This is a genomic window from Pantoea phytostimulans, assembly GCF_046118715.1.
Lineage (GTDB): Bacteria > Pseudomonadota > Gammaproteobacteria > Enterobacterales > Enterobacteriaceae > Pantoea > Pantoea phytostimulans.
The window spans coordinates 3175796-3190765 of the sequence record NZ_CP173698.1 but is presented as its reverse complement, the minus strand read 5'-3'; the positions used below and the strand labels follow the sequence as shown (position 1 = coordinate 3190765).

Sequence of the window (14970 nt, the reverse complement as noted above, 5' to 3'; positions counted from 1 at the left end):
ATTCATCCTGTTCACAGAAGTCACTGCAATTTCCACGCCATCTCCACGACGCCTGCGCTCGCATCAACAGGCTGTCGCATGTTGCTCCCAGCGCGGGCGGTTATTCGTTTCAATGCTTCACGGATTAAGCGAAGTTTTGTCGCGCGCACTGACGTAAACCCGCGCAGTATTGCACACTTTTACAGCAATCACGCACTGTTCTGGCGCAATGCGCTTTTCCTCACCTGGTCGTTATTCGCCAGGGTAAGTAAAACAACAGGGATCACTGCAATTATTTCATTGTTATTAATCAATGGAATACCTCATTTTTACCCTTAATCATACTGAACCAATTAAAAATTGGTTCAGTTCTTGCCTACGCTACATAGAGCCCAACTGTTTAATTCATAAACAAAAACTTATGAAAACCGGCTTTACCCCATCTTTTTCTGATAGATGACAGGCGAACCAATAATGAGTGATACGCCCGAAACCTCAGCCAACTCCAGTTCAGCACTGGAAAAACTGCGGCAGCTGCTTCAGCAGCACGACAGCACACCTGAACTCGCTTTACCCACCGAGCGAGAGCTGGCGGAGCGTTTTTGCGTAGGCCGACGTGAAATCCGCCGAGCGCTTGATGTGCTGGAAGAAGAAGGCCGCATCTGGCGTAAGCAAGGCAAAGGTACGTTTGTTGGCCCATCCGCGCCGGTTCAGCCCTTGGTGCTGCACGCTTTGCCGCAGCAATCGAATTTGCTGGAAGTGATGGAGGCGCGCTTGCAGCTTGAACCCGGCCTGGCGAGATTAGCTGCGCTACGCGCCAGCAAAGAGCAGATCTCACTGCTGCATCGCTTACTGGAGCGCATGCATCAGGTCGCACCCGGTGATGGCGATCAACATGAGTTATGGGACAGCGCCTTTCATCGTGCGATTGCTGAAGCTGCGGGCAATCGCTTGATGCTGGGTTTATTCGATGCCATTGACGCCATTCGCCGCGATCCCGGCTGGCAGCATCTGCGCGTACAAGCGCGCACCCCTGCGCGGCTGGATACCTACGATGTGCATCATTTGCGGCTGGTCACGCATATCGCGCAGCGTCAGCCTGTAGAAGCCGCCGCCGCCATGCGCGAGCACTTATTAGCGCTGCAACAAGCGTTAATGGAAGCCCTTCATCAGCCCGATCAGGAGACGTTATGAGTGACGGTTCTTGCCGCCCGGTGTTGGCGGTACGTAATTTACGCGTGCAGTTTCGCGGCTCGCCGGTCACGGTGCTGGATGGCATTTCGCTTACCCTAAACGCCGGTGAAACGCTGGCATTGGTGGGTGAATCAGGTTGCGGTAAAAGCATTACCTCGCTGGCGCTAATGGGTTTATTGCCTGCCAGTGCGCAGATTCTTGAAGGTGAAATGCGCTTCGACGATTGTGAATTACGTCACCTCAGCAACACCGATTACGCCAGTTTACGCGGCAATCAGTTGGCAATGATTTTTCAGGAGCCAATGACCTCACTCAATCCGGCGTTTACGCTTGGCGATCAACTCAGCGAGGCGGTATTAAGACACCGCCGCGTCAGTCGTCGTGAAGCGATGGACGTCGCGTTGGAAATCCTGAAAAAAGTACAAATTCCCGCACCGGAAATGCGACTCAAAGCCTATCCACATCAGCTTTCGGGTGGTATGCGTCAACGCGTGATGATCGCCATGGCACTGATCAACAATCCCAAGCTGCTGGTGGCTGACGAACCGACTACCGCGCTCGACGTCACTATTCAGGCACAAATCCTTCAGCTGTTAAACAGCCTGCAAAAAGAAACCGGCACTGCGGTTCTGATGATCACCCATGACCTTGGCGTGGTGGCGGAAGTTGCGCAGCAGGTGGCGGTGATGTACGCCGGACAAGTGGTGGAAACCGGTTCAGTCGAAGCGATTTTCAACGATCCGCAACATCCGTACACCATTGGCTTGATGGGCTCGATTCCCAGTCTTGCTGCCCGCAGCGGCCCGCTGTCCACCATTCCGGGCAACGTGCCTTTACCCGAGCAAATGCCTGCCGGCTGCCGCTTCGCGACGCGCTGCCCATTCGCTGAAACGCGTTGCCATCAAACGCGTCCTGCGCTGCACGCTTTGTCACCCGCCCATCAGGTGGCCTGCTTTCGCGCGCCGCTGGAACAGCACGTCACGCTGGGAGAGATTGCATGAAACCGATTTTGGAATGCCGCGACCTGAGCAAAACCTTTGCTGGCCCCACTCAACTGTTCAAACGTAATAAACAGGTGACAGCGGTGGATCGCATCTCGTTGCAGGTAAAAGCGGGTGAAACTCTGGCGATCGTGGGCGAATCTGGCTCGGGAAAATCCACTTTGGGCCGCCTGCTACTGCGCCTGCTGGCCGCCAGCCAGGGTCAGGTTTTTTATCAGGGTGAAGAGATTACCCATGCGAATGGTGCGCATCTCAATCGGCTGCGCCGCGAGTTACAAATCATCTTTCAGGATCCGTTTGCTTCATTGAATCCGCGTATGACGGTTGAAAGCATTGTGGGTGAACCGTTGTGGTTGCACACCAAACTCACACGTGACGATCGCCAGGCGCGAGTGCATCAGCTGTTGCGCACCGTGGGTTTGCCGCCCGCCTGGGCGCAACGTTATCCGCATGAATTTTCTGGTGGTCAGCGCCAGCGCATCGGCATTGCGCGCGCGCTGGCGTCTGAACCGACATTGTTACTTGGCGACGAACCGGTTTCGGCACTGGACGTTTCAGTGCAGGCGCAGGTGGTGAATCTGTTGGAGAGCCTGAAACAGCAGTTTGGTCTGACGATGATCATCGTCGCGCACGGTCTGGCGGTGATTCGCCACATGAGCGATCGCGTTGCGGTGATGTACCTCGGGCAAATCGTTGAGCTTGCCAGCGTTGACGAAATTTTTGATGCGCCCTTGCATCCTTATACCCAAGCGCTGATTGCGTCGGCACCACAAATGCAGCCTGGCGTGCCACGCACGCAGCCGCTGCTGCAGGGCGATTTGCCTAATCCGGCATCCCCGCCGAGCGGCTGCCGCTTTCATACCCGTTGCCCCTATGTCACCGATGAGTGCCGCCAGTTAGAGCCGATCAATCAGGTTTTACCCGGCGGACGTCAGGTCGCCTGCCACCGCTGGCAGGAAATTAATCGCGATCGCAGCGCCATTCTTATCGCGCCGCCGTCTGCCGCTTTTTTACGCCGCCGTGCCTTGTTCGAGCACGCGGTGAATCAACCGTCCTAATCTCTGGAGATATGTCGTGAAGAAAGCCCGCAAGACGTTATTAACGGCACTCGGCGGCCTGATGCTGCTCGGCGCCAGCGCGCACAGCCAGGCTGAAAGCGTGATTCGCATTGGTTTAGGTGCCGATCCAGACATGCTCGATCCGCATTTGGCGCGAACCTATTATGGCCGCTTTGTGTTTGCTGCGATGTGTGATCGCTTAGTGGATGTGGATGAACATCTGAAAGTGATCCCAGGCCTGGCGACCGACTGGTCATGGAGCGACGACGCGAAAATCCTCACCATGAACCTACGCAGCGGCGTTACGTTCCATGATGGTGAAAAATTTGATGCCAACGCCGTGAAATTCAATATCGAACGCGCCCTGACATTGCCGGGTTCGCTGCGTAAAAGTGAGATCTCTTCGATTCAAAGCGTGGAAGTCACCGGCCCGCTCCAGGTTAAATTTCATCTGAAAAACCCTGATGCCGCCTTGCTCAGCCAGTTAACCGATCGCGCTGGCGCAATGTTAGCGCCAGAAGCGGCGAAAAAACCGGATTTCATTACCCATCCGGTCTGTTCCGGCCCGTATCAGTTCGAAAGTCGCGTACAGCAGGATCGTATTGTGCTGAAACGATATGACAATTACTGGAACAAAGCGGCTTATCACTTCGATAAAGTGATTTTCCTGCCGATTCCTGATGCTTCTGTCCGTCTGGCTAACCTGCGTGCTGGCGATCTCGATCTGACCGAGGGTATCGCAGCCAGCGACGTGAAAACCGTGCAGGGCGACAGCAAACTCGCCTTAGCCAAAGTCACCGGTTTGGGTTATCAGGGCATTACTTTCAACATCAATAACGGCAAAGTCGATCCGAAAAGCCCCTTCAAAGATGCACGCGTACGTGAAGCTTTCTCGCTGGCTATCGATCGCGATGCGTTGAATCAGGTCGCGTTTGAAGGGCTTTACACCCCAGCTAATCAGGCGTTGTCACCGGTCAGCCCGTATCACGTCAAGTTGCCGGTTCCAGCCCGCGATGTGGAAAAAGCCGCTTCACTGCTGAAAGCAGCAGGCGTCACTACACCGCTTAACGTGACATTGCTGGTGACGAATAACCCGACTTCACAGCAGGTTGGACAGGTCATTCAGGCGATGGCGAGCGAAGCGGGCTTCAACGTGAATCTGCAAATGAGCGAATTTGCCAGCTTACTGGATCGCCAGCAGCGCGGCGATTACCAGCTCAGCTTGTCTGGTTGGTCGGGTCGTCCCGATCCCGATGGCAGTATTTATTCGTTTATTAACAGCAAAGGCACGCTCAACGACGGACGCTACAGCAATCCGCAGGTTGATGAATGGCTGAATGCGGCACGTCTTACCAACGATCCGGCACAGCGTCAGACGCTGTACGACAATGTGGTGAAACAGCTGCAAACCGACATGCCAATTGCTTACCTCTACTTCGAGCCACGTATATTTGGCCTGTCGAAAAAGGTGCAGGGCTTTAAAGCCTGGCCGGACGGCTTAGTGCGTCTGGCTGGCGTCAGCATGGCGCAGTAAATGCTTTGAGGAATAAAGATGCTGGAACTGATCGTTAAACGCCTGCTGCTCGCCATCCCAACGCTGCTGTTAGTGAGCATCATGGTGTTCGCCCTGCAGAAACTGCTGCCGGGTGATCCGGTGCTGGCGATGGCGGGCGAAGAGCGCGACCCGGAAGTTATCGCCCAACTGCGTGAGGCTTATCATCTCAACGATCCGCTGCCCAGCCAGTATTTTTACTGGATGGGCAATGCGTTACGCGGCGATCTGGGTGAATCACTGCGCACCAAAGAGCCGGTAACGTCGTTGATTGCCAGCAAGCTGCCGGTCACGCTGGAGCTCTCCTTGATGGCGATGATTATCGCGCTGGTGATTGGCATCAGCATGGGCATTATCGCGGCGGTGCGCAAAGATACGTGGGTGGATCACACCAGCAATTTTGTCGCGCTGTCGGGGATTTCAGTGCCGCATTTTTGGCTAGGTATCTTGCTGATTTTGCTGTTTTCGGTGCACCTGCAATGGTTACCCGCATCCGGTTATGTCCCGCTGAGTGAGAGCATTCCGCAAAACCTGAAAACGCTGCTGTTGCCTGCGCTGGTGTTGGGTACCGGTTTAGCCGCTACGTTGATGCGTCATACGCGCGCCTCGATGATTGCCGTGCTGAAAGCGGATTACATCCGCACCGCGCGCGCCAAAGGATTATTGGGCAAGAAGGTGGTGCTGAAACACGCCTTTCGTAATGCGCTGGTGCCGGTGATTACGCTGACCACGCTGCTGTTCGGCGAGTTGCTCGGCGGCGCGGTGTTGACTGAGCAAGTTTTTACCCTGCCTGGCTTTGGCAAAATGATTGTCGATGCGGTGTTTAACCGCGACTACGCGGTAGTACAAGGCGTGGTGCTGGTGGTGGCGATTGGCTTCCTGCTGCTCAACCTGCTCGCCGATGTGTTGTATGTGTTAATCAACCCGAAAATGCGAGGCTAATCATGAGCGAAGTGCTGACGGCAGGCGCCGCAAAACCGCTGCTACGTGCTAACAGCCGGGTGCTGAAGAAGTTTCTGCGTAACAAAAGCGCGCTGATTGGCGCGGTGATCGTCACGCTGTTTGTCGCGATAGCCATTTTCGCGCCGTGGCTGGCACCCGCCGATCCGATCAAGGCGAACTTTCTGGCGGTGCGCAAACCGCCGTCGGAACTGTTTTGGCTTGGCACCGATGAATTAGGCCGCGATATTCTGTCGCGTATGATTTGGGGCGCACGTACCTCATTGCTGGCGGGCTGTATTTCGGTGCTGATCGCTATTTTGATTGGCGTGCCGCTTGGGCTGATCGCGGGTTACTGGCAAGGCTGGTGTGACGGCATTATTTCACGCTTTATCGAAGCGCTGCTGGCCTGTCCGTTCTTGATTCTGGCCATTGCGCTGGGCGCGTTTCTTGGGCCGAGTTTGACTAATGCGATGATCGCCATTGGCTTGTCGGCGATGCCGATCTTTGCCCGTCTAACGCGGGGTCAGGTGATCGCCATTCGTCATGAAGAGTATATCGACGGCGCGCGAGCGATTGGTTTGCCGGATCGCTGGATTATCCTGCGCTACGTGCTGCCTAACGTGATGTCACCGATTTTGGTGCAGGCTACCTTAGCCATCGCCTCCGCCATTATTACTGAAGCCAGTCTCTCCTTTCTCGGGCTGGGACAACAACCGCCCTCGCCTTCGTGGGGTGCGATGCTCAACACTGCCAAAGGCTATCTGGAGCAAGCGCCGTGGATGTCGATTTTCCCTGGGCTTGCCATCTTTCTGATCGTGCAGGGCTTTAACCTGCTCGGCGACGGATTGCGCGATGCGCTTGATCCGCGTAACGACTGAATAAAAGGAATCATTATGAAAGAAGCATTAGATTTTGATGTCAGCTATCCCTCTCATCGCGCCCCGATGATGGGCCGCAATGCGGTTGCCACTTCGCAGCCGCTGGCGGCGCAAGCGGGTATTCGCATGTTGCAGCAAGGCGGCAACGCAGTCGATGCCGCGATCGCCACCGCCATTGCGTTGACGGTGCTGGAGCCAACCGGCAACGGCATTGGCAGCGACGCCTTCGCGATTATCTGGGACGGCAAAGAGCTGCACGGATTAAACGCATCAGGACGCGCTCCAGCGGCGTGGAACCCAGAACGATTTGCGGGTCACAGCCAAATGCCCGAAACCGGCTGGGATGCCGTCACCGTGCCCGGCGCTGTTTCGGCTTGGGTTACGCTGGCTGAACGTTTTGGCACCTTGCCGCTGACCACACTGGCACAACCGGCAATTGAATACGCGCGCGACGGTTTTCCGGTCTCGCCGCTGATTGGTCAGCTGTGGCAGCGCGGCTACAAAAAACTGAAAGACCAGCCAGGCTTCACCGCGTGTTTTGCCCCGGAAGGCCGCCCGCCGCGCATCGGTGAGCTGTTCCGTAATCCAGCACAAGCTGAGACACTGCAAAAGATCGCCGAAAGCAACGGTGAAAGTTTTTATCGCGGTGAGCTGGCGGAAAAGATTGCTGCTTTTGCCCGCGAGCACAACGCCGCGCTGACGCTGGAAGATTTAAAAAATCATCGTGCTGATTGGGTGAAGCTGCTGTCGCATCCCTTTGCTGGCGGTTCTGTACAGGAACTGCCGCCAAACGGCCAGGGCATTGCGACACTGATCGCGCTCGGCATTTTGGAAGAGTGGGATATTGGACAATATGCACCCGATTCGCCGCAGTGGCTGCATCTTTCCATTGAAGCGATGAAGCTGGCATTGGTGGATTTAGAGCGTTACGTTACCGATGAAGATCACCTCGAATTCCCAGCCGATTTGCTGTTAAGCGAAGGTTATCTTAAACAGCGTGCGGCGTTGATTAATCCAAGGCAAGCGGGTGACTTCACCTTTGGATCACCGCAGCAGAGCGGCACGGTTTATCTCTCAACCGCCGACGCCAGCGGCATGATGGTGTCGTTTATTCAGTCAAACTACATGGGATTCGGTTCAGGTGTCGTCGTGCCGGGAACCGGCATTAGCCTACAAAACCGTGGCGCAGGCTTCTCGCTGGATGCCGATCATCCTAATGTGGTGGCAGGAAATAAACGTCCGTTCCACACCATCATTCCCGCCTTTGCGCTGGATGCAGAGGGCCAACCGCTGATGTCATTCGGTCTGATGGGTGGACCGATGCAGGCACAAGGACATCTGCAACTGGCGTTACGCATTATGAAACATAAACAAAACCCGCAGGCCGCGATTGATGCGCCGCGCTGGCGTGTGGTGCAAGGGCGTGAAGTGGTGTTTGAATCGACCATCGATCGCAATACGTTAAGTACGCTACGCCGCATGGGACACAACGTGGTGCTGGAAGATCCGCTGAGCAGCTATAACTTTGGCGGTGCGCAAGTGATTGTGCGCGATCCGCAAGGTTTCTATATTGCCGCAACCGAAAGCCGTAAAGATGGTCAAGCGCTGGTTTATTAATCGTCTGGTGTGCTGCTCTGAAAAGCGCCCAGCATTGCATCTTTAACGCTGATTATTAAGCACCTTAAGCATCCCTTCCTTTGCGCATTACACAAGGAAGGGATGAAGTGTGGCTCTCTCCTGATCAACCGCGCGGGTTTCACGTTGTGTGCGCTCCCTTGTTTGTTCTATTCTTTAGGCCATTGTTACATAGACATCAGCCCGTTTACTGACAGGAGTTGAACGAATGGCTTCAGGACTTTCCCGCCTTTGGACGCGCAGCGGCATAATGCTTGCTGGCGCGCTTATCGTGCTGCAACTCACCGCATGTGGTGATAAAGAAGGCGATCAGCGCAAAGCCTTCAGCGATTTTCTCCAAAATACCGTGATGCGCAGCGGTGAGCACTTACCGAGCCTGAGCGAAAACCAAAAGCAGACCTTCGGTAAATTCGCGAGCGATTACGCCATCATTTATGGTTTCTCTCAGCAGGCGAACAAAGCGGTTGAACAAGGCATGCGCCCCGTGGTTGATGAGTTATCTGCGATTCGCGTGCCGCAAGATTATCTCACTCGCCGTGATTCGTTGCGTCAGGCTAACAGCGCGTTAGTGATTGTTACGCAGCAGATTGAAAGCGCTAAGATGCAAGCTGACAGCAGCAAAGCCTCGCTGAAACAGTCGGACGACTTGAAGAAAGTTTACGACAGCGCTTATGACAAAGTGGTAACGCAGCCCGCTAATGTGCTGATTCCGTTACTGCCGAAACTGCAAGCGTTGAGCCAGGGCGCGGTGCAAACCGGTGACTTCTTGCAGACACAAGGTAATCGCGTGAGCTTCAACGATGGCGGCGTCCAGTTCCCAACGCAGGATCAGGCCACGCAATACAATACATTAATGAGCAATTTGTCAGCGAATGCACAAGCACTGACCCAGGCACAAAATGCTGTGCAGGGCAGCCCGCAATAAGATATCAAGCAGGGCAAATCTTGAGGTTTGCCCTGCTCTCTTTTCTGTCCTTTCTTTCCAAATTCTCTCTCTTCAAAATGGCTCCCCCACAAAGTGTGAACTGACGCATTTTCGACCAACGATTGTTTGTGATCTGAATCACATAACAGCAACAAACCGTCCCGCCCAAAAGGTGACACAACTCACATAACGACCCAGTTTCCGTTCAAATAATCGCCATCGTACTTTTCTTACAGCACTTTTTTGTGATCGCCATCACTTAAATCACCCCTGACGCCACCGTAATTGGGTGATATGAATCACACTTTTCCCCTGTGCTACGCAGCGTCATATTCGCGTGATAGAGTCCGCGTGCATACAGTAATACCAACGGCTCCCCGCCGTGGTCACTTAACAAAAACAAACGCGCTCTCCTATTGCAGCGCGTCTCAATAAGGGGTGGGTTTATGTCCTCATCGGTGAAGGTCAAAGTACAAAGCTTTGGTCGCTTTCTGAGTAATATGGTGATGCCAAACATCGGGGCGTTTATCGCCTGGGGCATCATCACCGCGCTGTTTATTCCAACAGGTTGGATTCCAAACGAAACGTTGGCCAAGCTGGTTGGCCCAATGATCACCTATCTGCTGCCACTGTTGATCGGTTTTACCGGTGGACGCTTGGTTGGCGGCGATCGCGGCGGTGTGGTCGGTGCAATTACCACCATGGGCGTGATTGTTGGTGCGGATATGCCGATGTTCCTCGGCTCAATGATTGCCGGTCCACTGGGCGGCTGGGCGATCAAATCATTCGACCGCGCCATTGACGGTAAGATCAAAAGCGGCTTTGAAATGCTGGTTAACAACTTCTCTGCCGGTATCATCGGTATGTTGTTGGCGCTGCTGGCGTTTATGGCTATTGGTCCGTTGGTTGAAGGTCTGTCGCATATTCTCGCCGCTGGCGTGAATCTGATGGTGCAGAATAACCTGCTACCGCTGACCTCCATCTTTGTTGAGCCGGCGAAAATCCTGTTCCTCAATAACGCGATTAACCACGGTATTTTCTCGCCGCTGGGTATCCAGCAGGCCAGTGAAGCCGGTAAGTCTATTTTCTTCCTGATCGAAGCGAACCCAGGCCCAGGAATGGGTGTGCTTATGGCTTACATGTTCTTTGGTCGTGGCAGTGCTAAACAGTCTGCGGGCGGTGCGGCAATCATCCACTTCTTCGGTGGTATCCACGAAATTTACTTCCCGTATGTGTTGATGGCACCGCGCCTGCTGTTAGCGGTCATCCTCGGCGGTATGACTGGCGTGTTCACGCTGACTCTGCTGAATGGCGGTTTGGTTTCTCCCGCCTCACCCGGTTCTATCCTGGCGGTGTTAGCCATGACGCCAAAAGGAGCCTACTTCGCTAACATCGCTGCGATTGTTGCTGCCTTTGCTGTTTCCTTCGTGGTATCGGCCATTCTGCTGAAAACCAGCAAAGTGAAAGAAGACGACGACATTGAAGCGGCAACCCAGCGCATGCAGGACATGAAAGCGCAGTCTAAAGGCCAAGGCGCTGCGGGTGCAGCCGGAGCGGCTGTCGCGAGCGATGCCATGAGCGTTGACCTGAACCACGTACGTAAAATCATTGTCGCTTGTGATGCGGGAATGGGTTCAAGCGCCATGGGCGCAGGTGTACTGCGTAAGAAAGTGCAGGACGCTGGTCTGAGCAGTGTGTCGGTAACGAATACCGCGATCAACGCCCTGCCGGGCGATGTGGATCTGGTGATTACTCACCGCGATCTAACTGAACGTGCCATTCGTCAGGCGCCGCATGCGCAGCATATCTCGCTGAATAACTTCCTCGACAGCGCGCTGTACGCCACGCTGACTGAACGATTGGTTGCAGCTAATCGCAGCGAAACCCATCGCGGTACTGTGCAAAAAACGTTGGCTGATAGTTACGATGAAGGCAATGCGCATCTGTTCAAACTGGGCGCAGACAACGTGTTCCTTGGCAAAAGCGCGACCAACAAAGAGCAGGCCATTCGCTTTGCGGGTGAACAGCTGGTGAAAGGCGGTTATGTTGAGCCTGAATATGTTGAAGCGATGCTGGAGCGTGAGAAACTGACGCCAACCTATCTGGGTGAATCTATTGCGGTGCCGCACGGTACCGTGGAAGCCAAAGATCGCGTATTGAAAACCGGTGTAGTGTTCTGCCAATATCCGGCGGGTGTGCTGTTTGGTGAAGAGCCAGAAGATATTGCGCGTTTAGTCATCGGCATTGCAGCCCGCAATAACGAGCACATCCAGGTGATTACCAGCCTGACCAATGCGCTGGACGACGACACGGTGATCGAGAAGCTGGCCAACACGACCAGCGTCCAGGAAGTGTTGGATCTGCTTTCCGGCAGCACGGCAACCGTATAGTTAGCGCACAATTCAGAACAGCGTTCTGACAGATTATTTTCCCTGGGGTGGGTAAGCCCGCCCCGAATTCCGGGGTGGACATGCTCGCCCCATCGTCTTTTAAATGGGTCAACATTATGAAAGCGTTACATTTTGGAGCAGGAAACATTGGCCGTGGTTTCATTGGCAAACTGTTAGCTGATGCAGGCATCGACTTGGTGTTTGCAGATGTGAATCAGGCGGTGCTGGATGCACTAAACGCGCGTCATGAGTATCCCGTTCATGTTGTAGGCGAGCAGGCTAAAGTCGAAATCGTCAAGGGCGTAAGCGCGGTCAACAGCACCAGTGATGAGATCATTACGCTGATTTCAGAGGTTGATATCGTTACCACGGCGGTTGGCCCACAGATTCTGGAGCGTATCGCCGGCAGCGTAGCGAAAGGCCTGGCCAAGCGCAGCGACAACGGTAATTCCCGCCCATTAAACATTATCGCCTGTGAAAACATGGTGCGCGGCACCAGCCAGCTGAAACAGCATGTGCTGAAGGCGCTGCCAGAGCAATATCATGCATGGCTGGAGCAGCATGTCGGCTTCGTGGATTCTGCGGTAGACCGCATCGTGCCGCCTTCAGAAGCGGGCAGCAACGATCCCCTGGAAGTCACCGTTGAAACCTTCAGCGAGTGGATTGTTGATAAAACCCAGTTCAAAGGCGATCTGCCTACTATTCCCGGTATGGAACTGACCGACAACTTGATGGCATTTGTCGAGCGCAAACTCTTTACCCTGAATACCGGACATGCGATTACCGCCTATCTCGGCCAGTTAGCCGGCCACCAAACTATTCGCGATGCCATTCTGGATGAAAAAATTCGCGCCGTGGTGAAAGGTGCGATGGAAGAGAGCGGTGCGGTGCTGATCAAGCGTTACGGTTTTGAAGCCGACAAACATGCCGCTTATATCCAGAAAATTCTTGGACGTTTCGAAAATCCTTATCTGAAAGATGATGTTGAACGCGTAGGTCGCCAACCGCTGCGTAAACTAAGCGCAGGCGATCGTTTGATCAAGCCCACACTGGGCACGCTGGAATATCAACTGCCGCACACCAATCTGGTTCAGGGCATTGCTGCTGCCATGCACTATCGCAGCGAGCAAGATCCGCAGGCGCAAGAATTAACCGCGCTGTTGCAGGAGAAAGGTCCGCAAACCACGCTGGCAGAGATTTCAGGCCTTGAGGCCGACAGCGAAGTGGTGGCTTCGGTGGTGAGCGCCTATAACGCTATGGCATGATGCACGCGTGTTAGCGAAGCAAGTCGGGCGCAGTTCGCCTGCGCCCAACAGCAGTATTGAACCCATGCAGGCAATAATGGAAGAGAAGCAAGCTTTTGAAAACCGGGTGCTTGAGCGCCTGAACGCCGGTCGCTCGGTGAGAAGCTTTCTGATCGCCGCTGTCGAGCTGTTGGCCGAAGCGGTTAATCTGCTGGTATTACAGGTATTTCGTAAAGACGACTACGCCGTAAAATACGCAGTTGAACCGTTGCTGCTCGGCAATGGTCCGCTGGGTGAGTTGCCGGTGCGGCTTAAGCTGATTTACGGACTTGGCGTGATCAATCGCCATGAGTATGAAGATTGTGAACTGCTGATCGCCTTACGTGAAGAGCTGAATCACGACATGGGTGATTATCGCTTCACTGACGATGAGATTCTCGGCCCTTTTGGCGAGCTGCATTGCGTAACGGCGTGGCCGCCCGTACCGGCCTTTCATCCCGATGACGCGGAGCTTCGCGCCATGCAGCAGCAGCGCTATTTACAGATGGTGCGTTCCACCATGGTGCTGTCGCTCACCGAGCTGATTTCCCGCATCAGCCTGAAGCAGGCGTTTAAAAAGCCCAACGGCTAAACCTCAACAGGCGCATTGCCGCCTGTTATCACCCTAACCTCACCGAGAATATGCGCCGAATTTGGTGTATCCTTTGCCTGTTTTCCTCAACGAGTTGTGGTCATGAAAGAGCTAGAAAAGAACGAAATCAAACGCCTCAGCGATCAGCTGGACGCCCTGAACCGTAAAGAGCCGCTGCTGCTGGAATCGGGTGATATAGAAAAGCTGGGTGCGCTGTTAAAAGAGAAAGAAACCCTGGTTATTGAGATCGAGCGTCTGCGTAACCAGCGCGTCGAGAAGCTGAGTGTGGAAGCACAGAAGCTGCAAAAGCTGCCGTTCAGCCGCGAAATTACCAAGAAAGAGCAGGCGAACTTAGGCGCGCTGAAGAAAAGCGCGCGCGGCCTGGTTGTGGTGCATCCAATGACCGCGCTGGGACGTGAAATGGACCTGAAAGTCATGACAGGTTTCGCTAAAAACGCGTTCTGAGTTTGGATCAGGCTGCGGCCTGATCGACTTTGCGCTGTCCGGCGGCGGCATAAACCTGCTCCGCCAGACCATCTAACAGTTCGTAGCGACGGCGATATTCGGCACGTTTCTTACTGGCAATATCCTCTAACGATTTACGCGGCAAGTTTAACGGCAGCGTGAACAAGCCATCCGCGCGCGCCTCGCCATTGAGTGATAACCAAAACTCACTGTAGCTGGCAAAAAAATGGCCACTTTTGCTGTGACGGTAACGCATACTGCGAAAGACATGCGTGTTTTCTCCGACGGCGGCTATTTTATTCGCCTCACATTGTTCCGCAAAAATAAACACCGCCTCCATTAATAAACGTTTAGGAAATACGCCGTGTGCCGCTTTAGTCGCCTCACGAATAACCTCATTACTGATATGTTTTCGTGGGCCTTGTAACCCGCCAATTAATAAGGTTCGCTGTTGGTTTTCATTAATAATTGAAAACGAGAGCGAGGCAATCACCTGCTGTTGATAACGCAGCACTAGCGTGATTTCACCTTCACGATCGTAATAACCTGGGCTACAAGTCATTAAAAACGTCTCGCCAGTTTTGCCAAAAAACGTCGCAATAACATTATCTCCGGCACTTTGCAGCAGCTGACGCAATGGCACATTTTTCAGCTGCTCAATAAACTGATAATGATCAAGGATAGCCTGCGCACGCGCCGCCACGCTGAATCCCGCCCGTAAATAAGGACGATGCAGCTTAGCGGGCAACAGGCCTTGCAGGCTCATCATCTGATCGATCTGTGGCAAATGTGAAAGCTGATGTAAATAACGTAACGTTGTTATCGGTGCAATTAACGACCTTAAGGCAAATTTAAAACGAAAGCGTTTACTCAGCCACAGTTTATTTGGAATATATTTCCCACTGATTAACGGAAAAAACAGCGAAGCGGACGAACTTTTATTCGCCTCATGCGTGGTAATAATAGACATGGTAGCGTCACACCTTTAAATGGCAATGTCGCTAAGAGTACGGCGAGAATTATCAACGGCGAGTTAATGCCAGGCGAAGTTAATAAGGGAGAAGTAAGATTCTCCC

Annotated in this window: 13 protein-coding genes; 12 read left to right on the top strand and 1 reads right to left on the bottom strand. The window is 53.8% G+C overall.

Going from position 1 to position 14970, the window contains the following annotated elements:
• The first annotated feature begins 453 nt into the window (after positions 1 to 453).
• The 12 genes from ACF2G4_RS14940 (at position 454) to ACF2G4_RS14885 (ending at position 13894) form a co-directional block, all read left to right on the top strand.
• Complete coding sequence (locus tag ACF2G4_RS14940; RefSeq protein WP_243079753.1) at positions 454 to 1173, top strand: FadR/GntR family transcriptional regulator; 720 nt, start codon at positions 454 to 456, stop codon at positions 1171 to 1173.
• On the top strand, positions 1170 to 2174 hold the full coding sequence (locus tag ACF2G4_RS14935) for an ABC transporter ATP-binding protein (protein ID WP_409075073.1): 1005 nt from the start codon (positions 1170 to 1172) through the stop codon (positions 2172 to 2174). Before ACF2G4_RS14940 ends, ACF2G4_RS14935 begins: the two co-directional genes overlap by 4 nt.
• On the top strand, positions 2171 to 3232 hold the full coding sequence (locus tag ACF2G4_RS14930) for an ABC transporter ATP-binding protein (protein WP_215848028.1): 1062 nt from the start codon (positions 2171 to 2173) through the stop codon (positions 3230 to 3232). The genes ACF2G4_RS14935 and ACF2G4_RS14930 overlap by 4 nt, the downstream gene beginning before the upstream one ends.
• Positions 3233 to 3293: 61 nt before the next feature.
• Positions 3294 to 4766 carry an ABC transporter substrate-binding protein gene (locus ACF2G4_RS14925; protein WP_243079826.1) on the top strand — a complete coding sequence of 491 codons (1473 nt, stop codon included), beginning with the start codon at positions 3294 to 3296 and terminating at the stop codon, positions 4764 to 4766.
• An 18-nt stretch (positions 4767 to 4784) separates the two neighbouring features.
• Positions 4785 to 5726, top strand: a complete 942-nt coding sequence (locus ACF2G4_RS14920) for an ABC transporter permease (protein WP_215848029.1) — start codon at positions 4785 to 4787, stop codon at positions 5724 to 5726.
• Between the two features lie 2 nt (positions 5727 to 5728).
• The gene (locus tag ACF2G4_RS14915; RefSeq protein ID WP_215848030.1) at positions 5729 to 6604 is read left to right on the top strand and encodes an ABC transporter permease; all 876 of its coding nucleotides are present in this window, start codon (positions 5729 to 5731) and stop codon (positions 6602 to 6604) included.
• A 15-nt stretch (positions 6605 to 6619) separates the two neighbouring features.
• A complete protein-coding gene (locus ACF2G4_RS14910) occupies positions 6620 to 8221 on the top strand; it encodes a gamma-glutamyltransferase family protein (RefSeq protein WP_409075072.1) in 1602 nt (533 codons plus the stop codon).
• A 226-nt stretch (positions 8222 to 8447) separates the two neighbouring features.
• On the top strand, positions 8448 to 9164 hold the full coding sequence (locus ACF2G4_RS14905; protein WP_215848032.1) for a DUF3053 domain-containing protein: 717 nt from the start codon (positions 8448 to 8450) through the stop codon (positions 9162 to 9164).
• Positions 9165 to 9610: 446 nt separating this feature from the next.
• Entirely contained in the window at positions 9611 to 11554 is a 1944-nt protein-coding gene (locus ACF2G4_RS14900) for a PTS mannitol transporter subunit IICBA (protein WP_215848033.1), read from the top strand.
• A gap of 116 nt (positions 11555 to 11670) precedes the next feature.
• Positions 11671 to 12819, top strand: coding sequence for a mannitol-1-phosphate 5-dehydrogenase (gene mtlD / locus ACF2G4_RS14895; protein WP_332624932.1), 1149 nt, complete (start codon positions 11671 to 11673; stop codon positions 12817 to 12819).
• Positions 12820 to 12883: 64 nt separating this feature from the next.
• Complete coding sequence (mtlR, locus tag ACF2G4_RS14890) at positions 12884 to 13429, top strand: mannitol operon repressor MtlR (RefSeq protein ID WP_215848364.1); 546 nt, start codon at positions 12884 to 12886, stop codon at positions 13427 to 13429.
• A 102-nt stretch (positions 13430 to 13531) separates the two neighbouring features.
• Positions 13532 to 13894: a YibL family ribosome-associated protein gene (locus tag ACF2G4_RS14885; protein WP_243079758.1), complete on the top strand. Its 363-nt coding sequence runs from the start codon at positions 13532 to 13534 to the stop codon at positions 13892 to 13894.
• 7 nt (positions 13895 to 13901) lie between these two features.
• Here the strand turns inward: ACF2G4_RS14885 and ACF2G4_RS14880 are convergent, their stop codons facing one another.
• Entirely contained in the window at positions 13902 to 14864 is a 963-nt protein-coding gene (locus tag ACF2G4_RS14880) for a VirK/YbjX family protein (protein WP_409075071.1), read from the bottom strand.
• Positions 14865 to 14970 lie beyond the last annotated feature (106 nt).